This window comes from Paenibacillus agricola, from assembly GCF_011440305.1.
Taxonomy (GTDB): domain Bacteria; phylum Bacillota; class Bacilli; order Paenibacillales; family NBRC-103111; genus Paenibacillus_S; species Paenibacillus_S agricola.
In genome coordinates, this window is the sequence record NZ_JAAOIW010000002.1 from 572,564 (window position 1) to 596,099 (window position 23,536).

Sequence of the window (23,536 nt, forward strand, 5' to 3'; positions counted from 1 at the left end):
CGTATTTCCCTCCTTACCATAGCCCGTTCTCACCCATGGCTTTAATCAATTTATTGACGCTCACAATCAGAATAAGCCCGATAATCGATTGAAACAGCCCCAAGGCTGTCGTGTAGCTGTACTGCATGCCCACTAATCCCGCATTGTACACGTACGTGCTAATCACGTTGGAAACCTCATATACTGCTTTATTTTGCAAAATAAAAATATGCTCAAACCCGACATCCATCATCTGCCCCACCCGCAGGATCAGCAGGATCGCAATCGTACTTCGGATGCCCGGAATGGTGACATGCCAGATACGCCGTAGCTTGCTGGCTCCATCGATTTTGGCGGCTTCGTATAGCTGCGGGTCAATACCCGCCATGGCGGCAAGGTACAGAATCGTGCCCCAGCCGGCATTTTGCCAAATTCCGGACAGGATGAACATAATCGGCCACCAAAAATTGCTGGCCATAAAGTAAATCGGCTCCATCCCAAACGCCTTAACCAGCACCATATTGACGATACCTGTTGAAGGGGATAGCAGCGCAATCACGATCCCGCCCAGCACAACCCAGGATATAAAATGTGGGATGTACAGCAGGTTCTGGATTGTACGCTTATACCATTCCACACGGACCTCGTTTAAGATAATCGCCAGCACAATGGGAACCGGAAAAGCAAACACAATGCTGTACACATTTAACAACAGCGTGTTTTTTAATACATTAAAAAAATCCGGACTCGTGAACAACCGCTCGAAATGCTTAAGTCCCACCCATTGGCTTCCCCAAATACCATCAGCAAACCGATAATTTTTGAAAGCAATAATCTCACCAAACATAGGTGCGTACTTAAAGGTGAAATAATATGCCAATATCGGGAGCAGCAGCAGGTATAAATATTTATCCCGCTTGAGGTACTTCCATGCCTTGACCCGTCTCGGTTGAGCCGATTGATGTAGACCGGTCTCTGCCGACGCTCCGCCGATTTGTGATTTCATTAATGCACCTCCCTTCTGTCTTATAGGATTACCCCCTCATCCTAACGGCTGTTACAGGATTTGGAAATGTCCATTTTTTATCCTCTGCACCATTTTTATGGTTTCCCCCTGAATTCTCCCGGTGTTTGCCCTGTATACTTCTTGAAAATTCGTATATAGCTGTGTGTGCTGTTATATCCGACGCTTTCTGCGATTGTGTTTATTTTCCGCTTCGGATCCATCAATAGCTCCTTGGATTTTTCCATGCGAATTTGTATCAAGCAATCTATAAAATTCGTCTCCGTCGTTTCCTTAAACAGCTTGCTCAGATAGGGGACGCTTAAGCCAAACTCTGATGCCAACAAATTCAACGACAAATCACTGTCCATGTAATGCAGCTCCAAATATTCCTGCACCTGCTTGATTGTATCGTTACTGCCTTTGATTAAACGCTTCTCCTCTGTGCGGACAATGAGCTGGTTCAGGAAGGCGGAGATATAGCTTTTGATCTCATCCACATTCGCGCAAGCATCAATACGGTTATATATATTTTCCTTCGGGTCAAGAAACTCCTTAATTTCCATGCCTTTATCCGAAATGACCTTGATCGATTTCATAATTAATTGAATACAGATCTGTTTAATGGTTTCCGGAGGAACATTAGTTGACCTGATTTCGTCAAACATTTTTTCCAGCTGCATACCCAGCTTCACCTTATCCGTGTCCTGAATCAAACCGACAACAGCCTCGCTCATCCCTGAAATCCGGTAAAATTTATCATTATGGTTATTGCCAGCAATATCCTCGATCGATACTACGATGTTATCGCCCATAATCAGCTTATATTTTAAAGCATTCAACGATTCCTGATACGAGGCCTGAATCCCCTCCAGCTGCAAATGCGGCCGGCCCATACCGATCGTAACGGTTTGCTTGAAATGCCCGGCGACGTAATTTTTGACCAAATCCGCAACCTGTAATGCTTGAAGCTGGTTCCCCTGGGCATCCTCCGCCTCAAAGCTCATAATGACGGCCACTCTGCCATCCGTTAGTTCAACGGTTACACCTTTGCAAACACCATCCACCAATTCCTCGGCTACATTGCTTATCGCATAGGTAAATAAATACACATCGCGGGGCGTGGCAATATCCTGGATACGATCCAGCTCAATAACCAGCACAACGTATTGAACCGGGTACAAGCTAATTCCAAGCGTGTCAAAATAAGGCTGCATCCGGCTATAGTTCGTCTTGTCGCCCATCAGCAGGCTCATAATCAAGCGCCATTTCAATGCTGGCAAACTCTCATGCATTTGCTTTTGCAGAGATTCATTATCCGAAATAATTTGCTTAAAAAACTTTTCCATATACGTCAGATCGCCGTGATGCCCCAGCTTTTTCTCGGTAAACGAGCGGAAAAACAGTTCCAATGGACGAAACGTATAATTGCTAACAGCAAACACAATAACGATCGCCAATACGAACATCCCTATAGCGACTGTCAGCAGTAAATTGCGGGTAATTTCAAGCGGACGGTTCATCTCCGGATTCGGGATAATGCTCACATATTTCCAACCATTGTACCTCGATGTCAAATAAAAGGTTGTGTAGCTGCCGCTGTTTGTTTGGTGGGCCGCATAGCCGCTGCCGGCCAGTTGGCCCAGCGCCGGGGCTGATTCCATACTGCTTATGTGCTGGAATAGCTGTGCTTTATTTTGCGAGGAAATGATCATGCCCTGCTCGTTGATAACCAACGTATTGCCGACCCTTTGCTTATCCACGTCCTGAATCAGATTGGAAATCGTGCTTTCTTCGATATTGACGATAATCGCGCCTTTGCGGAACTGCTGCATCCCGATCAGCGGATACGAACGGATCAGGGTAATCACATTTTTATCCAGCTGCAGCCCTGAGTTGATCTCTACGATTTTGCGCGTATCCAGCCATTGCTGGTACCCCTTCATCGAAGTAAAAGCATCCTTCCAGCTCATATCGTAAAAATTCGCTTCATCCGAAAAGCTGGTACCTGTCAGCAGACTTTTGCTTTCCAGAGAATACAAATAAAAGGAGGAAATATTATTGTTGGCGAAAATCAACGTCTTGAAGCGATCATTCAATACCCGAAAATGATTAAACCGCAGCTCATCATTCATGTAGCGGCCATTCAGAAAAAAACCAACCTCCGGCTCCTGAATAAAATTAATCGTATTTGTGTCAATTTCGCGCAGCATCATTTCGATTTTTTGCTGGGTCAAATTCAAGAGCGCAATATTCGTATTCCTCAACTGCTCCTCCAGACTGCCTTTGGAGCTCAAATATGATAGCCAAACTGTGGATGATATGATTAATAAGAAAAAAATTCCATAAATCAACTTAAACCTGGAGGAAATACTTCCCTTAAAAAAACGCATAAATTCAACTCTCTTTCCTTTTTGTGTAAATGATAACGCATTCATATAAATCGCGCAATTTGTTAAAAAAAAACCTTGAAAGGCATGAAGCCCGTCAAGGTTAGATTAGGGTATGCAAAATATTGTTATCATCGTCATAATACTAGGTTCCGTCCGTCATGAGTGAAACCATTCCACGATTACATCATTTCTCTAATTTGCCAATAATTGCTGATTCTAAGGCTTCATAGTAGTTCAGACGAGCAATGCTTTCTGAACACGCCAATAGCAAACGGAAACCATTCATACATTTAGAATAGGGGAGACGTTAAAAGAATAAGTAGGGTAAATATAAAATTTTCATAAAATGATCGGCACAGCAGTTAACCTAGTCCTTCGGATGCATTTTTTTGCGGGAAACGGACTTCAAAAATCGTACGAATTAAACTGCTTTCGACCGAAATGGTACCTTGATGCTGTTCTACAATGTTCTTCGCAATGGATAAGCCAAGCCCGGAGCTCCCCTCACGATGGGCGCGCGCTTGATCGCCGGTAAAAAACATATCGAAGATATGCGGTAACTCCTCCGGTGGGATACAATCTCCATAATTAACGACTTGAATCACCACATTTTCTGCATCAAGATGGCAATTAATGTCTATAAGCTGACCCTCTTTTCCGTAGCGAACGGCATTCGTCAGCAGATTTTCAAATACGCGTGCCAGTAGTTCTCCGTCACCCCATATTGTCAAATTCGGAGTCACATTCAATCGAGTGGATAGGTTGTTTTTCTCGAAAATAGGGTATAATTCCTCGTTTAATTGAATGAGAAGCTCGCTTAAATCGATTGGTTTTTTTTCAAAGGTAAGCTTCCCATAGTTCATTCGAGTGATTTCGAATAGTTCGTCAATGAGCTTTTCTAAACGTTGGGATTTGGTATAAGCAATGCTCGTATAATGCCTGACTTGTTCTGCAGTCAGTTGGTCGTCCTGAAGAACAAAATCCAAATAACCTAAAACGGAAGTCAGCGGCGTACGTAAATCATGAGCCAAATTCAAGACCAGTTGTTCCTTGCTGGTTTCTGCAAAGTCCCCTCTCTCCAATGCTTTCTGCAATTTTTCACTTGCCAGATTGATGTCTTTCGCAATATCCCCGAATTCATCTTGGGATGGAATATTTATACGACTGGTGAAGTCGCCATTTGCTAGCTGATTAATTCCGCTGGATATTTCATTAAAATAAGCCGCATATCGTTTGGTGAAGAGAAAGAAAAACAAAATCGAGAGAGGAATGAAAATAAGTAAAAAGAAGTTAATATCCCCAATTTCTCTTATGAAAAAACGAATTTTAGTCAATGGATTTTCCAACCTGGTCGTATGATAGTAGAGTTGGAGAGCCCTATAGAGCATGTAGGTAATGGTGGCGGAAAAAAGCATACTTAAACCAAAGAGCTGGATCATTTTAAATCGAAAGCTTCGGATCATTTTAGCCATTGAATGTATAACCCACCCCCCAAACTGTTTTAATCAGTTTGTTTTTATGAATGTCTTCTCCAAGCTTCTTCCGCAAGGTACGAATATGTACCATGACCGTATTGCTGCCTTCATAGTAGGCATCGCCCCACACCTGCTGAAAGATGTTTTCCGCACTATAGACTTTCTTTGGATAACTGGCTAGCAGATACAAAATATCAAACTCTTTTGGAGTTAGTTCAATAGGCTTGCCGTAAAGGAATACGGTGCGTTCTTCGGGATTGATGACCAGCCCGCCTGCCTCCAAAGCAGGTTTGCCCGCTTGCGTTGATTGATTAAACTGCATGGAACGCCTCAACTGGGCATTCACACGGGCAACCAATTCCATCGGGTTGAACGGTTTGGTCACATAATCATCTGCTCCTCTTATTAGTCCTGCAATCTTATCGAGGTCGGTCGCTTTGGCGCTTAAAAAAATGATAGGAAAGTGATGCTGCTCTCGAATTTGCCTTGTTACTTCATAACCATCCAGCTTAGGCATCATAATATCTAAAATCGCCAAATCAAGGGAATGCGTCAGAACAGCAGAAATAGCTTCCTGCCCATCAAATACTTTTATGCAGCGGTAACCCTCTTTTTCTAAATGCAATTCAATGAGGTCGGCAATCGCTGCCTCATCATCAGCTATCAGAATTGTGATCGACTTCATTCTTTCCACCCCTGCCTGAATCACATAGACCCTTCTCTCGCTTGGATAACACTTGATGTACTAGCCATAAGGTTAGCACATAATCGGCAAGCAATGAAGCCGATCAAGCCCCCAGTGGAATTTAGTATGAGGTCGTCGACGTCAAAACTTCCAATAGAGAATATGGCCTGAGCACTTTCCAAGATCAGACTTAAACCTAAAGAACGTATGAAGGCGCCTATAAATGATATCCTTTTCTTGTTTGACATTAAACCAAGAAAAATACCGAACGGCATGAATATTGCAATATTCCCAATCAGGTTAATTAGATCATGATTCGATAAAACATGAATCGTTCTGTAGATTTCTTTAAAGGGTGTCAGATTACCTTCTTGTAATCGCCTTCTGATATATTCAGGGCTCCCCAAACTCCTCTTAAGCTGCTGCCAGAGAAATGTAATATCGATCGAGCCGAACTTAAATAGAATAATTTTGAATAATGCGTACACATACAAGGCAAACAGTACCTGGATTTTAATATCATGCAACATTCTTTTTGATTTCATTCCCCACCCTCACCTTCTTGAGACTCATGAGACCTGATCAGGAAAATACGGTCACAATGACACCGTCCATATTGTTGCCTGAAATCTCATAGCGACCATTCTCCGGCACAGGGATGGTTGTGTTTTTGGAGACAGGATAGTAAGAAATTTCATAGGTTTGATGATCTATAGTAGTCGTAATGGTCTTCTGTTCTTTCAAGAAATCTAAATATTGCTCCAAGACAAAATTCTTTTCCTGGATAATTGCGCTGTGGGGCAAACCAACATAGCGAAAATGCCAAGGCTCATACTGAATACCTGTGATTGCCGTTTTGTCCTTCGGATAACGTAAAATAAAACCGTATCTCCCTGCGTTTTTTTTCAACCACTTTCCTTCAGGCGCTTGATTCATCTCCGCTTGCGTAGATCCAATATCAAGCGATAAGCCTAAGTTATGTTCGCTATAGCCTGCGGGCAACGCATATTCAGCACCCATTTGTTGATAGAGCTGATTTTGTTGTTTGTCGTCCCGATAACCGCTGCTGATTAAAAATTGGCTAATCCCTTCATTTTCTGCGGCTCCAATCATTGTTGAAAATTTTTGCACCAAGCTTGGCGACAAACGAATCGTGTTATCCAGTAAACCGAATCCCTTCACCAGCTCCTTATGCTGAAACAGATTGGCCGCTTCGGACTCTTTACCTCCTGGTGGTACAGGATGATCCTTATTGACCAACAATAAATTGCCTTTGTAAATCTGATCTTTTGTTACTTTTAGCGTAAGCTCGTTCCTTTGAGGGATCCCCTCTTGAGCTTGATTGTCTACCGGTGGTTTCTCGGTAAAGACTTTCAATGGGTTTTGAGCAACTCCATAGCCAAGCAGTACAAGTATAACAAGCGAAAAAAACCACTTCTTCATCCTTAGTCTCCTCCTAACCCTTCATACACTTTAGGATAAGAAAAACTATTTAAAAAGAAATGAGGTTAAAGATAAAGTTTTTCTTAAACTTTACATCAAAAAAGCCTCCTGTGAGCTCGATTGAACTCACAAAAGGCTTCCCGATTCCACTTTCATTTCATATCCCGCAAAATTTAACCCTTCAGTCGCGCAATCCCACAAGCCATGCCCACAAGGCCTACACGCTAACTGCTGCGCCCCAGCGCTGCAAGGTTTCATCAATCATTTTGCTAATTTTGGCATTCATATCAAATTTGATATCGGTGCTGCCTTTGAAGGTGACAGCAAGCTTCAAGCCGCTGCGCCCCAGCAAATGGCGGTAGCCTTCACTAATCTCCTCGCGGCATTCGGGATGGCTTTCGCCGATCCTTGCCAATGCTATAATCGTGAACGATACATATTGGAAATAAAGCTCGTTGGCATCCGCCAAAAACTCTTTATTTTCGTCCTCATACGTCCATTTTCCTGGCTCTTCCTTCAAAATCGATACCAATTCCGGAATAATTTCCTTATCCCCTAATAAGCCGAGCAGGAAAATCGCGGCATAACCCCGCACCTGGTTGTACTTGCGGCTTGTTTTCGGTACAAACGGATCCTTCTCCCGTACCGTCTCTCTTAGTACCGGAGCCGCCTTGGCGTTACCTAACATCGCAAGCGCAAAAGCGCTGTGCTTCCGTAGATGCTCCTGCTCCGTTTGGAGAGCCCATTGCTCAAGCTGCGGAGCCATGCTGCTTTTTAGACGGAAGGCTGACCATATCGCAAGGCCAGGCTTGATGCCGGACAATCCCGTCTTGATCTCTTCAGGATTCGTCAGCCAGCTTACGATTGGATTCGTTTCGTCAGCATGGGACAAGGTTTCCTTGAACCGAACCTCATCCTTCTCGGATAAGCAGCCGGTTTCCCGCAGCAAGGCGGTCAGCTCGGTATAAGGGACATCCTTGAGTGGCAGCTGCAAATGCACGGAAAGATAGGCGGCATAGGCAGCGGCTTCTCCGCATTTTTGCATGTCGCGCTTCATCCGTACGCAAGCGGCCATATCGTGGTCAACAGCCAAGCAACGCCCTGCTACGAGCAGGCCGTCAAAGCCTACAGGAATTAACGCGCCGAGCGGAACTGGAACTGTAAAGTTGAAGCCCCACATGCTGGAGGCGACAGTCCAGCGCTGCTGGAACTCGCTCTCAAATGCTAGGTCCTTGCTATGGTTATCCGCATTAGAGTAGGCGAAAAAAGCTGGCTCTTTCGAATATTGCTCATTCAGGAAGCCCTCTAATGTTACGTTGTCTTCACCTAATATAAATCGCCCTTCCCTAATCCCAAGCAAAGGGGCAATCCGCAGCATCCGGTTCTGATCCTCATACACCGGCCTTAGATGCGTGCGCAAGGTCGCAGAGGAAACAATCGCTTCAGACACACTAACGGCATCGCGCGGGTCGACATAGCCTGAATCGGTATAGCGGTAGGCTACTCTGCCTTGCTCCAGATGTACATACACATTCGAATACGGCTGTGCCTGCCCGTCAAAATCCCGTCCGCCGCGCAGCTCGCAGCCGGCCATTACGCATACATCCGCATCTCCAGTGCCATCAATGACGATAGCGCTCTCTGCTGTAAATCTGCCTTCCGGCGAAAACCATTCGATGCCGCGCACTTTTTTTCCTTCAAGCAGCACACCGGTTACCGTACTGTCAAAGTGAAGCGTTGCTCCTGCCTTTAAGGCTTCTTGCTCAAACACATATTTTTTTGTATCGCCATTAACGCCCTTGGAGGCTGTATAAATATGCTGCTTCTCCAGCTCCAGCGATTGGTCATCGATCGATTCGCATAATCCGCCCTTGCTGCCGAAATAATAGCCCAAAACCGAACCAACCGTGCCGGTTCCGCCCATGCTGGTCAGGCGCTCGATGCCCAGCACGCGCAAGCCCTTTTGCGCTGCGGCAACAACAGATACAGCACCCGCGGTGCCTAATCCAACCACAATTACATCAAATTGCTGGTCGGCCTGCCCGCTAAACGGCTTACGGACAGCCTGCCCCTTATAGAGTCTTGATATATCCATCTTCGATGACCTCCTTCGACTGTTGAGCCTGGTAGCCTTGGTTAAATGCCTGTAACGGATGGAGGCTGCCCTCGGACGGAAGCCAAGACCAGTTAGCCGCAAGCTCCTGCGGCCCTTGCGGAACATCCAGCCCAAACGCGCTGGAGGTAGCCGCAAGCGTCCATGAAGCAAGGCTGTCCGGGCGTGTACGCCAATATTCCTGCAGGCTATGCCGTGCTGCCGGCCAATCGGCTTCCGCATCGACGGTAAAAGTCAGGACGCGCTCGGATGGAAAACGGCCCTGTACGATTTGAGCCCGGTCGCCTGGCGGCTGAACAATCGGCATCGCCGCCTGCTCAGGCTGGTCTGTAGATAAATGGGCACTTATTCGCTTGGCGCCAATCGGTGAATATAGATGATCCGGCTGCGAAAACCGCCGGCTGGTCGTATCGATAATCCGGTCTACGCGAATCGTTTGAAAACCGGAGACATTGTAAAGCATCACCTCGAAGCCTTCGCCTAATGGGCGCACTTCTACGATCTCGGTTAAAAAAAGCACCTGCAAGCCTACATCTTGAATACGCTTGCATAAAACCGCATGAGCCCCTGGCAAATGAATCGGCCCGCCTCCCTGCTTCATCAAGCTGCGCTGCACAAGCTCTTCATGCAACGATTGTTCAAACGGGCTAAGCTGAATTTCAGCAAGCTTGCTATCAGCAGAGCCTGGATTAAAGGTTTCGATAAACTCTTGGCCTACACCTGCCGACCTTTCCACTACAAGCACCGGCTGCTCAGCAGCAAATGCTGCCCCCAAACCGGCAAAGGTTGCCCCGCAAACGAGCAGCGGATAATGCGTTGTTACAGCTGTCATTACGTCATCCCTCTCTTTTTCACATTCAATTTAACCGCATAAATCATTTAGCATGGATAATTAATCAACTAATATCTTCATTATACGACCATATGAAAAAGAGTAAATGGAGGAATATATGGAATCCATGGATTATTGTTTACGAATTCCGATACTCACTTGGCGACATCCCGATCTCTTGGCTGAACTTGCGGGCGAAATATAGCGGATCGGTATAGCCCACCTCTCGAGCGATTTCTGACACGGGCGCTTTGCTTGCAGTAAGCAGCTGCTTGGCACGGTCTATCCTCAGCTTCGTAATATATTGGACAACCGAATAACCGCTATACCGTTTAAACAAAACCGAATAATAGCTCGACGATACCGCAATCATTTGTGCCAATCCATCGCGCTCCAGCTTCTCATGGAAGTTTTGTTTAATATGCTCCATCGAAGCGGCAATGAGCCTGGCATTCTCATCCTGCTGAATTTGCCCATACCAATCAGACAGCTTCTGAAAAATATTGAGCAGCATGACCCTTGCTTTCCATTCGAAGCCCGCATTTTTATTGGTCCAGCAATGAAGCAGGCTTTCCATAAGGACGGGCAGCTCCTTCTGCTCCTTGCCAATAGACATCATCGGGGCAAACGGCCAGGCAACCGCATTGGCCTCAAGCGGCATTCCCGCCTGCACAGGAACTACATAGGGCTGGTAATGCACAGCAATATAACATAAAGTATCATCCGGATCCGAACGCAAATGAAATTGTTGGCCAACGCAAAAATGGAACACATCATCCCGCTTAAGCGGATAAGTTTGGCCCAGTATCTCCAAGGAGCCTTGCCCTCCAAGTATGTAGCAAAAATTATTCATGCTTGCCGCTTTACGGACAAAATGCTTGCCATTTGACCAAAACCGCTGGTCCCGGCGCAGTACATCTAATATATTCGGGAACAACCGGTCAAAATAGTCGTGCATACCCTCACCCCATCGGAATCCTAATTCGTTGATATATTTATTATATCCTAACTAGGGACTCAGCGCGGATTCATCAGGCTTTGACAGCAGCTCTGCGACGGCGCTGGAGCAAACGATCAAAATGGCCGTTATCGTAGTTACTACCATCCCTGTATTGATGGTTATCAGGATAGAAAAAGCAAAAAGGAGAGCTGCGCCCTCCTTTTGCTAACCTAACCAATGAAATACCTTACCTTTCGCCGATTCATTCGGGGTTACAATTCCCGCAGGCAACATCCCAGCTTGGGGACTCCCATCAGGAAGAACCACCGTTGCCGGCCCATCCCCAGAGGTGTTCTTCAGCTCCGTATGAAGGCTCGCCCGGATCGAAACATTCGTACCCTTAGGAATGTACGGATACAAGTCCTCGATATCTGCATTCGTCAGTCGGATGCAGCCCAAAGATAAATTGCCCCCGATTGAATCAGCATCATGAGTTCCATGTATAGCGATTGCGCCCATGCCGAGGGCAAAGCTGCCATATACATTCGGTTGCTTGCCTTTAGGCTCCTTCACTCTTTCTGCAACAGTAAAGCTCCCCTCCGGTGTGGAATTGTTAGCTCCCAGCCCGACTGTTTTCTCCATCAGCAAGGTTGAGCCGGACAGCAGCTGAAGCGAATGCTCGCTTTTTCCGACCACGATTCGAAAGCGCTCAAAGCCCGCCCTCTGCGAATGAGGCAGCTCTGCGAGATTAGCGTAAAACATATCGCTAATCTGCTTGGCCAATGGATCGAACACCCATCCGCCATCGCCGTTGTAGGCTTTGGTGATTTGGTTGGAGCCCGACCGCATTTCATTGGGGATAAAGCTTAAATAGTTGTTCGGGTAATCCGCTGCCAGCTTATCCAGGGTTTCTGGCGGAACGCCGTTATCGGAGATATAGGCCTCCAGCGCCGTACGCACAAGATTGGCCCCCACCTCCGTTAGCGTGGTTAGCCTTCCATAATCCGCATTAATAAAGCGAATTTTCACGGTTTGGTCATGGGAAGCATTGTATTGCGCCACGACAAATGCCTTCGCTTTTTGCGTTTCGTCCGTCAAAGCAACTGCTTGCTTTTCTGGGTTTTTACCACTATAGGCGACTCCGTAAAGCCATATATTTTGCCCATGGTTGGCTTTAGCCAATTCTAGCGCTTTGTTATACAAATCATGCTCAATTTCCTTTTGGGGCTTGCCATAGTTCATGTACATGATGAAAGGCATATCTACGGTTTCATATGTAATTTCTTTGCCTATCCCCCAAAAGCTAAAGGTGGAAACCGTTGTGGAGATTGCGTCCTTTGCAAAAAACAGCCCCCAAAGAACAACGTTCAGCAGCAGGAGCAGCAGCAAGATATTTTTCCAAAATCGGGGTAAACCACCGCTTTCTTTATAGCTAATAGGTGGCTCATAGGCCGCAACCGGAAGCGAAAGGGGCTCTTCCTTTTCCAGCCTACGAATAGCGTTTCCAGAGGAAAAATAATAAGGGGATGGGTAACTCCTCCTGCATGCGTTGTAATGGAAAACCGCTTTATCAACCGCGCCCTGCTTCTCAAACTTTTGACCCAGCCTATAATGCGCTTCTGGGGAATGCGGATCCAAATACTGGATCACCTTCTCATAATACAGCGGGTCACTGCGGCTTATATATAAATTTTTAGTAAGATGCACCATCTCCCCATCCAAATGATTTTTAAAACGGCTTCGGGTTTGATCCACGCGAAAACCTCCATTTCTGCAAACCAGCTTTTGCAAAAAGAACGCGAGTAATGGTTTCTGGTTACCTTTTGATGGCTAATCCTGGATATACCCATTCAATTTTTGTGATACAATTCGTATCATTATATGCACACTCTTTCTATAGAAACACCTCCCGCTTCATCTAATTCAACCAAACCACATTTTACTTTTGCAAAAAACCTTTCCTATCAGCATTTATGCATGCAAATTTCTAGTTGTATAAAAATATTACGATACATTATGTATCTAGTCAATATGTTTATTGTACATATGAAAAAACCTCCACCCTATGGGAAGAGGTTAGCATAAATGGACAATCTCGCCTGCCATTAGTCCCAAATCCTTAAGTACTTCCTGTACAATTCATCCAAAATTTCCGTGGGGTCGTTCTGTTCCCCTTGAAATGAATTCGCATATTCTGTCATTCGAAACGTCTCTAGCTGAATAAACTCATTGATGACATCAATACGTGGCTCTAAATCCATCTCATCGCCGAACATTTTTTTGTCGAGCAATAGGTCCATCTTTTTTTTAAGCTCAGGCTTACCAGCAAGCAGGTCCTCGACCAATTCCTGAAATAAAATCGGTGGGTTTGTGTTGTACTTTTCAATCCACAAGCATGCTAATATCGGCCGCAGCACGTAGAAATACTTTTTGATGTTCACATGCTCACCTTGCAAATATTTGCGAAAGTTTCCTTTTGCCATACTAAGATAATGGTGCATAGAAGCCTTCGGGGAAAACACCTGCTCCTTGACCGCCCTCATTTCTTCCCTGAAGCCATAGCTTTCCTGATAAATAATGCTGGATTCCAGCCACTCCAATAATGGTGGATTCGATTTTCTGAACAGCTTTAGTGCCTTCCTGATATCCCAGCCGTTCATGTCGAGCAGGTCATTGATCGGCACCTCGACCACATCCCTTTTTTCATCAATCGACAAGTACCAATCACGCTGCCTAATGTAAACGAAGCGCACATCATAATCGCTATCCTTGGACGGAAATCCCCAAGCGCGGCTCCCGGACTCCACAGCAAATAGCACCTTGATTTGATGCCCCTGCTCAATCTCTTTCAATTTTTCCAAAATCGTATCTTGCATCGCTTCATGTATCGTTTCCTTCATAGCCTACATCCTTTTCCCGTCAAATGACCCAATGCCTTTTTTTTCGGCAATCGTAATGGTCGCTTCTACAGTCAGCGATATTTATATATGTTATTTCCTTCTTTTAAATACGCTAATCACTTCCTTGGAGGAGCCTTGCTGCTGGTTCGTATCAAAGCAAGAGACTAATTCCCAGCCTTGGTAGCCCATCGCATTAAGCTCGCTATCAAATTCAGTTAAACCCAGCTTTCCCCCCACACGCCTGGTCTCCCCCAAGCTTTTTTTTGCTGCCTGCCACATCTAAAAATCAAAAAAGCCTCCTTATTGTACAAGGAGGCTTCTGTTATTTCCAACAGGTTATCTGGTTGTTTTATTTCTTTTCTTAAACCACTCGGACTTCGGCTTAAGCATCGGATTTTTTTCCTTCGGCTTGGCGGGCTTGGTGGCTGCCGGTCTGGAAGCCTGTTTCGCTGGTGCTGGTGCCTTTGCAGGCGGAGTTTTTATCAGCATCGGATAAGGATGGTCTTCCACTTGAGGGATCGTCTTCCCGATTAATTTCTCAATATCCTTAAGAAATGGGAGTTCTTCCACTTCGCAAAAGGAGATCGCGATTCCGCTTAAGCCCGCTCTGCCCGTACGACCGATGCGATGCACGTAGGTTTCGGGAATATTAGGCAGGTTAAAGTTGATCACATGGGAAAGCTCATCAATATCAATGCCTCTTGCCGCAATATCCGTCGCTACAAGCACCCGTGTTGTGCCATTTTTGAAATTGCTTAGTGCATTCTGGCGGGCATTTTGCGATTTATTGCCGTGAATCGCTTGTGCTGAAACCTTCACTCTGGTTAGCTCGCGCACAACGCGGTCAGCCCCATGCTTCGTACGGGTAAACACCAGTGCCGAAACGATCGACTTATCTTTTAAAAGATGGTTAAGCTGATTTTGCTTGTTTTCCTTATCCACCAAATAAAGCTCTTGCGTGATCCGATCCACCGTAGATGACACCGGAGTAATCTCTACCTTCACTGGATTGACCAGCAGCTCTTTAACCATTTTGGAAATTTCCGGCGGCATCGTTGCCGAGAAGAAAAGCGTTTGCCTTTTGACAGGCATTTTGGCAATAATTTTCTTAACATCATGAATAAAGCCCATATCGAGCATTCTATCGGCTTCATCAAGCACCAGAATTTTGATATATTGCAAATCGACGTACTTCTGGTTCATCAAATCTAGCAGCCTGCCGGGCGTGGCAATCACAATATCCGCTCCCTGCTGCAACGAACGCTCCTGCGCTTTTTGCGAAACGCCACCCACAATAGCCGAACAACGGATATCGGTGAATTGGCTATAGGCATGAATATTGTCTGCAATCTGCAGCGCAAGCTCCCGGGTTGGTGTCAGGATCAAGGAACGAATACGACGATGCGCCGTAGGCTTACTTGGCGACTCGCTTAATAATTGGATAATCGGCACAGCAAATGCGGCCGTCTTGCCTGTCCCCGTTTGGGCACAGCCTAATAAATCTCTGCCAGCTAATACAGCAGGGATCGCTTGCTCCTGTATAGGAGTTGGTGCTGTATAATTCTCTTTACTTAAAGCTTTCAAAATCGACGGTACAATTTTCAAATCATCAAATGTCATGTTGTCTCCTTAATTATGAACCTTATATGTTATTAATCCTTTAACTTGTTGCATCTCTTGTAGTATCCATACAAAATGTTCATTTATGTCGTAACACATAATGATAACATAGTTGAGGGTAAAAAAGAAGAGCTTCATTCTGTAACTAATGCACCCAGCACTTTGGCAATGCTCTCTGGAATGATATAGTTGGCTAATCCGTCCATTGGCGTAGCGCTTTTATTAATCAAAATAAATTGGCTTCCTTTATATAAACGAATCAATCCAGCGGCTGGCTGTACCGTAAGCGATGTGCCTGCAACGATTAACACCTCTGCTTGTTGGATATAGCTTGCCGCGCGTTCCAGCAGGTCCATATCCAAGCTCTCTTGGTACAAAACCACATCGGGCTTAATGATCTCGCCACACCGCTCACAGAGAGGAACCGGTCCTGGCGCTTCAATGATCGACGCCAACGGATATGCCGCCTGGCAGCCCATGCAACGGTTTCTGTGGACGGAGCCATGTAGCTCAAGTACGTTGGCACTGCCCGCAAGCTGATGGAGTCCATCAATATTTTGCGTAATGATCGCCTGAAGCTGCCCTCGCTGCTCAAGCTTTGTTAAAGCTTCATGCGCCGGGTTGGGCCTTGCGTCTGGATAAACCATTTTCGATTTATAAAAGCTATAAAATGCTTCTGTCCGTTCCATGAAAAAATCACGGCTTAGCATCTGCTCCGGTGTATAGCTCTCGTCAGTTCCTTCATTATATAATCCATCAGCCGAGCGAAAATCAGGAATGCCGCTTTCTGTGGAAGTACCTGCCCCTCCGAAGAAAACGATATTACGGCTTTCGTTCACTATCTGCTTGATTTCATTAAAATTCATGCTCAGACCTTCTTTCCATTCAAAATCTGAAGCGCCCGGCTATATTTATCAATTCTTTCATAATCCTTTACAGTGGGGTTAGGGATTCTGTCCAAGTTCATATTATCGGCGATATCGAGAGTTTTTACTTTTAAGGGAAGGCCCCCTTTATCCGTTTGCCCATCATGCAGCTTTGCCGCTAAAATAATGGCTGTTGTCCGTAAATTCCCTTTTAAATTCCTTCAAATTCTTACCTACCATTATACCATAATGGGTACCTTCCTTGACTTGCTCGGAGTAACAATGCAAAAAACCGCCAGATTGGCGGCTTGCGCGAATGAAACGTGGTTTTCAGTAGCTTATAGATTGAGCTTGCTGTGGGACTCTTGGAGGAAATCACGCCCAACAAGATAACGGGGATTGTTACTTTTTGACGACATTAAAGTTATCCTCGATGAGCAGCCAGTTCTGGGGAAAGCTTAACCCGAGCTTCCAATAGCTGATACCCCGAAGGTTTAATTCCTTTAATAAATCAAACTTTGCTTGAATGGACCTCGCATCCTCAAACCAAACGATGTGGGTTTTGCCGCTATCGTCCCAATATGTGAAATGCGGAGCCTGTGCCACGTAATCGTACTGAATTGCAACCTGTTGCTTTCTAGCTAAATCGATAGCCTGTTGTGGACTTAACGCTTTGGCATAGGTACCCCCAGCCACGTAGGGCAGAGTCCAATCGTATCCATAGAGGTTTTGTCCCATCATAATCTTGGAAGCAGGTATTTCCGTGAGCGCATATTCCAATACTTGCCGAACCGGACCGATGGGGGAAACGGGCATGGCCGGACCACCGCTGTACCCCCATTCGTAAGTCATAATCACCACAAAATCGGCAATTTCTCCATGTGCACGGTAGTCATGAGCCGTGTACCATGCGCCAGTTTGTGCTGCGCTGGTCTTGGGAGCGAGTGCCGTTGACATCAAGAACCCCTCTTGATGAATGACATCTGCTGCTTTACGTAAGAATCGATTATAGGCCTCCCTGTCCTGTGGACGCAAATGCTCGATATCAAAGTGAATATCCTTGAAATCAAGCCGCTTGGCTGTTTGTACGATCTCATTCAATAAGGTATCCTGCAGTTGTTCGTCGTTGAGTAGAGCAGCTCCAAGCTCTGCACTAAATTGTTCTTCCAGATTGGTCACGACCATCATGAGGGTCACGTTATTACTTCCCGCTATCGTCTGGAGGTCACCCAGAGGAGGAGCCTTCAAGGTGCCGTCGCGTTGGATACGGAAGCTAAAAGGAGCAAGATAGGTAAGATGAGGGGCTGCTTCCTGGGCTGCTCGAACCAGTGGGGGCGCAACTGTTTCACCACGGGGCTCGATGTAAGCATTAATCTCGGCATTCCTGGTCGGCCTCGGTGGAATATATAACCTCAGACCTACGCTTACAGGTTGGTTGATAGCTAATCCGTTTACCTCTGCCAGTACCTGTGGAGTCACCTTGAATTTACGGGCAATGGTATACAGGCTATCGCCTTTCTCAACCCAATAATATTGACCAATAATCGGAATCACTAATGCCTGTCCTACGACTAACGAATTTTCCACTGAAAGCTCATTTGCCTCTGTTATGATTTGAATACTTACACCATAAGCTTTTGAAAGCTGATAGAGCGTCTGACCTGGCTGCACAACATGGATCTGCATGGCGGCCCTCCCTTAAACTTTCCTTATTAAACATATATGCTTCATTATCAAATAGATGTTTGTCTATATAAATACTTCGCGGACCAACTGATAAATGGTCACCTCGGACATGATATCCAAAGCGACCTTATTTTACAGAAATCCGCAAATCATGTATGTCTAATCCACGACCAAAATAGGTCATCATGTTGGAGTCTGACTTTACCAACAAAATCCGATAAGGATGGTTAATTTTAAGAACGCCATTGTTGATGGATAGCACTTTCCTCAATAAAATGGTAGAATAGTCCAATCGTTATGAAGGTCAACCCAAGAAAAAAACCAAGGAGACATCGCTTATGGATCTACTTTCATTATGCAAATACTGCCTGAATAAACAAGGAAGCCGGGAGGATTACCCTTTTGGTGACGATGTGCTTGTAATAAAAGTCGCTTCAAAAATGTTCGCATTAATCCCTCAGGATGAGCATCAACTAACCATTAGCCTGAAATGCGACCCTTTTATTGCGGAAAGCTTGCGAGAACAACATGCTTCGATAACGCCGGGATATCATTTAAACAAAAGCCACTGGAATACCATCCTGATCGATGGCTCTATACCAGAACAGGAACTATTCAAAATGATTGACCATTCTTACGAGCTGGTTTTTAAAGGTTTGAAGAAAACAGAAAAAGACGCCATCGTTCAACAATAAAGCGTTGATCCCGGCGTCTTATATATACAAAGTTAAAATTCCCCACGATATAATCCAATAATGTTATTCCAATAATAATTAAAATATGGATAAGAGAAAACAGCCAATATTCCTTACGCCTAGTTCTTCCTCGGAATACCAAATATTTTTTTATTACGTTTACATATGATTCCCTTTAAAATCCCCTCGTAGTTAGTTCGATTATCATACCAATATTCACCAAAGTAGTATATTAGTCGAAATATGCTGCGGTTTCTCTAATCTGAACCACCCAGAAGCTCGCGGTTCTCATTTGATGTAGACGGACGAGAGCATGAGGATTATACATTGCGTTAGAAGTGGTTTAGGCGTTTCAACGGTACCTTGGATGCACAACAATAAATGGATTTCTCCAGCCATCAGCAGTATGGTCTCTCTAATACTGAGAGCAATTAGAAAACTGGATTTAATTATTTTGGTTCTTTAAGCCCCACTCACACAACTCTTCCAAACCCGGTAATAATGTTTCCGCTTTATCTGTGAGACTGTACTCGACTTTAGGGGGAACTTGAGGATACTCTTTACGTTTCACCATACCATCTGCTTCCAATTCTTTAAGTTGTGAGCTCAATGTTTTATAAGTAATAGCTCCTATCTGTCTTTTCAGCTCATTAAAACGAACCGGTTGGTTTTCTGCTAGGAGATAAATAATAACCATTTTCCATTTTCCACCAATAACTGACAATGTATAACCAAAAGGTGTATCTTGAATATTTTTAATTTTACCTTTATATTCAGCCATACTCATATTTACACTATCCTTTCTGGTAGTACCTATCAAATAAGTGCGTACTATTTTTTTATTTGCGTTCATCATATACTAACCTTACTTTGTAAGTAAAGGAGAGAAAAAAATGACTAAAACAACAATACGTCTTTTAATGCCACAATGGCAAGGGGGAAACAACCCTAACTACTCTTTTGGAGCCGAACTGCTTGCTTGGCTAGCACCGGACAATGATCAACCCCTTATTAATGTTCCAGTTCAAGCTTATGATGGAACTCCTCTTGAAAACGAGAACGGTATGAATGGGAGAAAACAGCTACTTGAACAATTAAAGTCTGCCCATCATATCATTGATGCTCATAAGCCAGATCGCATTGTCATGTTTGGTGGTGACTGCTTAGTCGAACAAGCCCCATTTGCCTATTTAAACGAACGATACGGTGGCGAATTAGGCTTAATTTGGATCGATGCTCACGTTGATTTAGTTAGATATGTTGGATATGATAACGGACATACATTACCTCTCGGGAATCTTTTGGGAGAAGGAGATGAGGAGTTCGCAAAACTTGTGAAAACCCCTCTAAAACCTGAAAATGTCTTTATCGCGGGATTAGAAGCTCTTACAGAACAATCAGAAGCGTCTCAAAGACTAGGTATAGCTCCTATAGAATCAGAAACAGAAATGATTCAAAGGCTAGGTATTAGAACTGCTGGAACTAAAGAGTTACTGAACAGTACTGAATCTATAAAAGAGTGGATTAAAGAAAGTGGAATTAAGCACCTAGCAATTCATCTTGATTTAGATGTGCTTGACCCAAAGGCATTTCGTTCTTTATTATTCGCCAACCCTGATGTACCAATAAATTATTCCCCTGAGGGAACCATGCAAATACCTCAACTACTTAATTTGATTAAAGAACTATCTGAAGAAACAGATGTAGTTGGATTAGGTATAACGGAGCATTTGCCATGGGATTCTATTAAATTGAAGAATCTGCTTGGAGAAATACCTATTTTAAATAAGTAAAGTCATAAACGAAATTATCATAAATCATAGAACAATGATCTGCTTAATCATAAAAATACACTCACGTACTTTGTGTTTGCGAGGGTGTATTTTTATGTGGCAGCAAGTGCAAAGTAAGCTGGGGCTGGAGCTTGAAGAAAAAGGCGAGGCGTTTCCCAAGCCATATTCACCTCCCGCCTTTCAATATAAAAAAGCCTATGCAGCAGAGGCATAGACGGGTTATCATTTTACATTTAACTTGAGAGCAGTATTCTAAATGTCAAGCATTTAAACGTTTACGATTTTGGTGTGCGAGCGTAAGCAATGCTACATAAATAGGTTGAAGATTAAATTTTTTCCCAAACTCGAACTTATAAGAAGCTACTTGAATATTTGTGGTCCTATAGTAGGGGGAGGTAATGTACTGAATAGTTAATTCACTGTCATCAAAACCTGTTCCACCCGTCTCCATAGTTATCTCATAGATTGAATCCAAGTGAATAGAAGCAACTCTCGTTTTTTTACCAGTGACACCTTGATGGTCAATGAATATCAACCTCTCATCCGTAACCATAAAAGTATCTCGGATAAGCTTAAACCCCATCTGTATTTTCTCTTCTGGCATGAGATAACTTCCGTATTGATTTGAAAGCTCTTGAACGGATACTTCAGAATAGTTACCAAACAAACCACTTAATAATCCAGCCATCTTTACACCTCCTAATTTTTTCCTAGCCATTATATTCATTCGACATAAAGCCACATATTTCCTCTCTATAAAATAAATGGATCCATTTCATAACTCCCCTTTCTTACATAAAAAAAACGCTTCACGGAAACGATAAAATGGGATTCCTTAAAGGAATCCCAAATCGTAGTATCCACTCTACATTAGTTTTTCATCTATTCGTCCGTTGTTGTAAACCACTCTATATTTTTTGTCGCTAACAGTTTTTTCTGCCCTTGGAAGGAGTCATAGATGCTGAGCTTGTACGTCTTTAAGGTGTCTAAATGGAAAATCAAATCCAGATCACGTTCGGTAATCCGAAATTTTTCTTTTTTGCCGAGTCTTATTTTATCATCGTTTACAGCCGGATCAGAAGACACTGCTCCCGCAGGTGTACCGGATTCAACACTAGTGCTATCAAAATCCTTGAAATCAAATTCCTTCGTAAACGACTTATTACCAAGCTCATCTTCGAATGCGATTACAAGCTTGCGCCCCTCAGTATTGGCTTCCATCCGCAAATTATTGACTAGCTCATAATCAAAAGTCAGCCTTAATTCATTACGATCTAACCATGTATTAATGCTGCCTATGGTTAACATGTAAGGAGCTAGATCGACTTTGACGAAGTCCTCTTTGGCAGTGAAGTTCTCATTAGGCAGCCAGAATGCAGCTGCATTGACATATGCATCCGGTATGGCATCCTTCTCCGTATATTTATCCTCAGTAATAGCCTCGCCAATCATCACATGCATATTCGTTGTCGGAAATGCCTTGGGTAATGTGGCTGAGAGGAATAGCAGTGCGCTTCCGCCTGGACCTACCTTATTCTTGATCTCGGAGATTACCGCAGGATAGACCGAGCCATCTACTGTTTTAAACTGGGCAATAAGCTTGGATACATCCGTGAGGCGTTTCTCAAGATTGGTAGCCTCCATTTGTACAGTAAAAATATCGCCAGTATCACCGGAATAGGTGTTTACATTCAACACTTTGTAGCTGGCGCTGCGTCCGACACTTGTTTTGTTGTAAGCTTCTCCTACATTTAAATAAGGCATGTTCAACAGCTCAGAACGATGGGTAAACTCCAAAAGCTCTTCTTTCTCTGTTTCTCCTGTTTTTTCTTCTAATACAAGCTTGATCGTCGAAAATGGATACGTATAAGGCAGCTTACCGATGAATTGAAAATTAGCTCTTGCTCCTTCGGGAAGTCCGATCATTTGATCCGTCTTAATTAACTTAGCATCCACTTTGACGTTGTCATCAAGCAGGTAATATCCCGTCAGGTCAGGAATGGGAAACCTTTGTTTAGTAAGGTCAGGTTCGCCGTCAAAATATCCTGGTCCTCCCATGGAAGCCTTTGGAATGAATTCAGCTTGGATGTATAGGTACCCGCTTTATTCGAGAAATTGTATTCGGTTCCTGTATCTACACGATCCGGTTCAGATACAACGGGCAGCTGAAAGTAAGCGATTGGAAGATTCAGATTTAAATCAGCTGCGTTCTGGATAATGACAAGCTGCCAGCCTTCTGTGCTAACTGAGATTGGTACGGAGCCCGTCAGCTCGATTTCTTTGTTTGCCTGTGGATTTATCGCCAAATCCTTCAAACTCTTGGCATCTAGGGGGTACATATAGCCTTCCCCTGTTCGCAGCAGAAACTGGTATGTGGGGACAACCGCTGTGCGATTTCCGACGTTTTCCATATTCAATACAACGGTTGGCGAGTAATTTTTCTCATTTTTGGTCATGAATACTTTCTTGATTGAGCTTTTCATCTGTGTTCCTGCCATATGGATTGTATGGGACTCAGTTACAGGGGTTATGATGGAATAATCCTCAGGTACAGCAACCTCTCCAAGCTTGTGTTCAAAATTAGGTTGGCTGAAATCCCATTTGATCACCTCAAATACAAGATCCTTCAGCTCCGTCGTTTCATTAACCGTTGCATAAAAGCTGATATCCTGCACGGACTGCGGCGTAATTCGGTTTTTGTCCTTATCCTGCGGCAGCACCTTCACAGAAATTTGATTGCCTGACTGTGTGCGCATACGAACCCAATAATCAATAAATAACAGGTCGCTGTTCGTTACATTGTGAACGCCCAGAGTAAAAGCTACCGTCTTACCGCTTTGCTCTGTGAGCATGGTGACATTTTTCAATTCGAAAAAACTTCCCTCTTGGATCTCAACCTGCCCTAGCGCTGGGGCAGATCCTGTAGTGAGGGTTCCTGCTGGATTACTTGGTGGAGATGTAGTACCGCTGCTACCGCTACTACTATTGCTGCCGCTCTCTGCAGCAATAGCTGGAAGAGCAGTACCGAAGGTTAAGACTGCTGCCAGCAGCAGGACGACGGTCGATTGTTTGTTTATGCTCATGTTGAGTTTTGTCCTCCTAAGTATATTCGC

22 protein-coding genes and 1 pseudogene are annotated in these 23,536 nt (G+C 44.4%); 3 read left to right on the forward strand and 20 right to left on the reverse strand.

Annotated features, from left to right (window positions below):
* Positions 1-13: 13 nt before the first annotated feature.
* From G9U52_RS07080 to G9U52_RS07120, 9 genes are all read right to left on the reverse strand, one after another.
* Complete coding sequence (locus G9U52_RS07080) at positions 14-985, reverse strand: ABC transporter permease (protein WP_166147698.1); 972 nt, start codon at positions 983-985, stop codon at positions 14-16.
* A gap of 95 nt (positions 986-1,080) precedes the next feature.
* Positions 1,081-3,249, reverse strand: coding sequence for a helix-turn-helix domain-containing protein (locus tag G9U52_RS07085; protein WP_166147700.1), 2,169 nt, complete (start codon positions 3,247-3,249; stop codon positions 1,081-1,083).
* A 488-nt stretch (positions 3,250-3,737) separates the two neighbouring features.
* Positions 3,738-4,847 carry a sensor histidine kinase gene (locus G9U52_RS07090; protein ID WP_166147702.1) on the reverse strand — a complete coding sequence of 370 codons (1,110 nt, stop codon included), beginning with the start codon at positions 4,845-4,847 and terminating at the stop codon, positions 3,738-3,740.
* Positions 4,840-5,535 (reverse strand): response regulator transcription factor, encoded by a 696-nt coding sequence (locus G9U52_RS07095; protein WP_166147704.1) that lies wholly within the window; start codon positions 5,533-5,535, stop codon positions 4,840-4,842. The genes G9U52_RS07090 and G9U52_RS07095 overlap by 8 nt, the downstream gene beginning before the upstream one ends.
* 20 nt (positions 5,536-5,555) lie before the next feature.
* Positions 5,556-6,080, reverse strand: coding sequence for a VanZ family protein (locus G9U52_RS07100; protein ID WP_243767180.1), 525 nt, complete (start codon positions 6,078-6,080; stop codon positions 5,556-5,558).
* 37 nt (positions 6,081-6,117) lie between these two features.
* Entirely contained in the window at positions 6,118-6,978 is an 861-nt protein-coding gene (locus tag G9U52_RS07105; RefSeq protein WP_166147706.1) for a M15 family metallopeptidase, read from the reverse strand.
* Between the two features lie 217 nt (positions 6,979-7,195).
* Positions 7,196-9,073 (reverse strand): FAD-dependent oxidoreductase, encoded by a 1,878-nt coding sequence (locus tag G9U52_RS07110; protein ID WP_166147708.1) that lies wholly within the window; start codon positions 9,071-9,073, stop codon positions 7,196-7,198.
* Complete coding sequence (locus G9U52_RS07115; RefSeq protein ID WP_166147710.1) at positions 9,051-9,923, reverse strand: hypothetical protein; 873 nt, start codon at positions 9,921-9,923, stop codon at positions 9,051-9,053. The genes G9U52_RS07110 and G9U52_RS07115 overlap by 23 nt, the downstream gene beginning before the upstream one ends.
* Before the next feature lie 139 nt (positions 9,924-10,062).
* A complete protein-coding gene (locus G9U52_RS07120) occupies positions 10,063-10,881 on the reverse strand; it encodes an AraC family transcriptional regulator (protein WP_166147712.1) in 819 nt (272 codons plus the stop codon).
* 55 nt (positions 10,882-10,936) lie between these two features.
* Here G9U52_RS07120 and G9U52_RS41605 point away from each other — a divergent pair.
* A pseudogene (locus G9U52_RS41605) lies at positions 10,937-11,092 on the forward strand (hypothetical protein); the annotation flags it as partial.
* Here the strand turns inward: G9U52_RS41605 and G9U52_RS41310 are convergent.
* The 6 genes from G9U52_RS41310 to G9U52_RS07150 all read right to left on the reverse strand — a co-directional run bounded on the left by G9U52_RS41310 (position 11,089) and on the right by G9U52_RS07150 (position 17,935).
* Complete coding sequence (locus G9U52_RS41310) at positions 11,089-12,618, reverse strand: L,D-transpeptidase (RefSeq protein ID WP_166147714.1); 1,530 nt, start codon at positions 12,616-12,618, stop codon at positions 11,089-11,091. The pseudogene G9U52_RS41605 and the gene G9U52_RS41310 sit on opposite strands and share 4 nt — an antisense overlap.
* Positions 12,619-12,968: 350 nt before the next feature.
* On the reverse strand, positions 12,969-13,739 hold the full coding sequence (locus G9U52_RS07130) for a nucleotidyltransferase domain-containing protein (RefSeq protein ID WP_166148209.1): 771 nt from the start codon (positions 13,737-13,739) through the stop codon (positions 12,969-12,971).
* Between the two features lie 114 nt (positions 13,740-13,853).
* The gene (locus tag G9U52_RS40815) at positions 13,854-14,000 is read right to left on the reverse strand and encodes a DUF4177 domain-containing protein (RefSeq protein WP_311764814.1); all 147 of its coding nucleotides are present in this window, start codon (positions 13,998-14,000) and stop codon (positions 13,854-13,856) included.
* Between the two features lie 99 nt (positions 14,001-14,099).
* A complete protein-coding gene (locus tag G9U52_RS07140; protein ID WP_166147718.1) occupies positions 14,100-15,383 on the reverse strand; it encodes a DEAD/DEAH box helicase in 1,284 nt (427 codons plus the stop codon).
* A 134-nt stretch (positions 15,384-15,517) separates the two neighbouring features.
* Complete coding sequence (locus tag G9U52_RS07145; protein WP_166147720.1) at positions 15,518-16,249, reverse strand: NAD-dependent protein deacylase; 732 nt, start codon at positions 16,247-16,249, stop codon at positions 15,518-15,520.
* Between the two features lie 402 nt (positions 16,250-16,651).
* Entirely contained in the window at positions 16,652-17,935 is a 1,284-nt protein-coding gene (locus G9U52_RS07150) for a glycoside hydrolase family 18 protein (RefSeq protein ID WP_166147722.1), read from the reverse strand.
* A 338-nt stretch (positions 17,936-18,273) separates the two neighbouring features.
* On the opposite strand from G9U52_RS07150, the gene G9U52_RS07155 reads away from it, so the two are divergent.
* Positions 18,274-18,630: an MmcQ/YjbR family DNA-binding protein gene (locus G9U52_RS07155; RefSeq protein ID WP_166147724.1), complete on the forward strand. Its 357-nt coding sequence runs from the start codon at positions 18,274-18,276 to the stop codon at positions 18,628-18,630.
* On the opposite strand, the gene G9U52_RS41610 is transcribed toward G9U52_RS07155, so the two are convergent.
* Positions 18,584-18,772, reverse strand: a complete 189-nt coding sequence (locus tag G9U52_RS41610; RefSeq protein ID WP_166147727.1) for a DUF805 domain-containing protein — start codon at positions 18,770-18,772, stop codon at positions 18,584-18,586. The two genes, G9U52_RS07155 and G9U52_RS41610, sit on opposite strands and share 47 nt — an antisense overlap.
* 303 nt (positions 18,773-19,075) lie before the next feature.
* On the reverse strand, positions 19,076-19,417 hold the full coding sequence (locus G9U52_RS07165) for a winged helix-turn-helix transcriptional regulator (protein WP_166147729.1): 342 nt from the start codon (positions 19,415-19,417) through the stop codon (positions 19,076-19,078).
* A gap of 106 nt (positions 19,418-19,523) precedes the next feature.
* On the opposite strand from G9U52_RS07165, the gene G9U52_RS07170 reads away from it, so the two are divergent.
* The gene (locus G9U52_RS07170; RefSeq protein ID WP_166147731.1) at positions 19,524-20,423 is read left to right on the forward strand and encodes an arginase family protein; all 900 of its coding nucleotides are present in this window, start codon (positions 19,524-19,526) and stop codon (positions 20,421-20,423) included.
* Between the two features lie 259 nt (positions 20,424-20,682).
* Here the strand turns inward: G9U52_RS07170 and G9U52_RS07175 are convergent, their stop codons facing one another.
* From G9U52_RS07175 to G9U52_RS39815, 3 genes are all read right to left on the reverse strand, one after another.
* Positions 20,683-21,111 carry a PH domain-containing protein gene (locus G9U52_RS07175; RefSeq protein WP_166147734.1) on the reverse strand — a complete coding sequence of 143 codons (429 nt, stop codon included), beginning with the start codon at positions 21,109-21,111 and terminating at the stop codon, positions 20,683-20,685.
* Positions 21,112-21,305: 194 nt separating this feature from the next.
* The gene (locus G9U52_RS39810) at positions 21,306-22,481 is read right to left on the reverse strand and encodes a hypothetical protein (protein ID WP_243767181.1); all 1,176 of its coding nucleotides are present in this window, start codon (positions 22,479-22,481) and stop codon (positions 21,306-21,308) included.
* The gene (locus G9U52_RS39815; protein WP_243767182.1) at positions 22,412-23,506 is read right to left on the reverse strand and encodes a hypothetical protein; all 1,095 of its coding nucleotides are present in this window, start codon (positions 23,504-23,506) and stop codon (positions 22,412-22,414) included. The genes G9U52_RS39810 and G9U52_RS39815 overlap by 70 nt, the downstream gene beginning before the upstream one ends.
* Positions 23,507-23,536: the final 30 nt, after the last annotated feature.

Excerpts from the sequence above, each read along its gene's own strand:
- G9U52_RS07120 (WP_166147712.1), bottom strand. The coding sequence starts at position 10,881 with ATGCACGACTATTTTGACCGGTTGTTCCCGAATATATTAGATGTACTG.
- G9U52_RS07130 (WP_166148209.1), bottom strand. The coding sequence starts at position 13,739 with ATGCAAGATACGATTTTGGAAAAATTGAAAGAGATTGAGCAGGGGCAT.
- G9U52_RS39815 (WP_243767182.1), bottom strand. The coding sequence starts at position 23,506 with ATGAGCATAAACAAACAATCGACCGTCGTCCTGCTGCTGGCAGCAGTC.
- G9U52_RS07080 (WP_166147698.1), bottom strand. The coding sequence starts at position 985 with ATGAAATCACAAATCGGCGGAGCGTCGGCAGAGACCGGTCTACATCAA.
- G9U52_RS07110 (WP_166147708.1), bottom strand. The coding sequence starts at position 9,073 with ATGGATATATCAAGACTCTATAAGGGGCAGGCTGTCCGTAAGCCGTTT.
- G9U52_RS07115 (WP_166147710.1), bottom strand. The coding sequence starts at position 9,923 with ATGACAGCTGTAACAACGCATTATCCGCTGCTCGTTTGCGGGGCAACC.
- G9U52_RS07165 (WP_166147729.1), bottom strand. The coding sequence starts at position 19,417 with ATGAGTATGGCTGAATATAAAGGTAAAATTAAAAATATTCAAGATACA.
- G9U52_RS07170 (WP_166147731.1), top strand. The coding sequence starts at position 19,524 with ATGACTAAAACAACAATACGTCTTTTAATGCCACAATGGCAAGGGGGA.
- G9U52_RS07145 (WP_166147720.1), bottom strand. The coding sequence starts at position 16,249 with ATGAATTTTAATGAAATCAAGCAGATAGTGAACGAAAGCCGTAATATC.
- G9U52_RS07095 (WP_166147704.1), bottom strand. The coding sequence starts at position 5,535 with ATGAAGTCGATCACAATTCTGATAGCTGATGATGAGGCAGCGATTGCC.
- G9U52_RS07105 (WP_166147706.1), bottom strand. The coding sequence starts at position 6,978 with ATGAAGAAGTGGTTTTTTTCGCTTGTTATACTTGTACTGCTTGGCTAT.
- G9U52_RS07140 (WP_166147718.1), bottom strand. The coding sequence starts at position 15,383 with ATGACATTTGATGATTTGAAAATTGTACCGTCGATTTTGAAAGCTTTA.
- G9U52_RS07090 (WP_166147702.1), bottom strand. The coding sequence starts at position 4,847 with ATGGCTAAAATGATCCGAAGCTTTCGATTTAAAATGATCCAGCTCTTT.
- G9U52_RS07155 (WP_166147724.1), top strand. The coding sequence starts at position 18,274 with ATGGATCTACTTTCATTATGCAAATACTGCCTGAATAAACAAGGAAGC.
- G9U52_RS07100 (WP_243767180.1), bottom strand. The coding sequence starts at position 6,080 with ATGAAATCAAAAAGAATGTTGCATGATATTAAAATCCAGGTACTGTTT.
- G9U52_RS07150 (WP_166147722.1), bottom strand. The coding sequence starts at position 17,935 with ATGCAGATCCATGTTGTGCAGCCAGGTCAGACGCTCTATCAGCTTTCA.
- G9U52_RS39810 (WP_243767181.1), bottom strand. The coding sequence starts at position 22,481 with ATGGGAGGACCAGGATATTTTGACGGCGAACCTGACCTTACTAAACAA.
- G9U52_RS07175 (WP_166147734.1), bottom strand. The coding sequence starts at position 21,111 with ATGGCTGGATTATTAAGTGGTTTGTTTGGTAACTATTCTGAAGTATCC.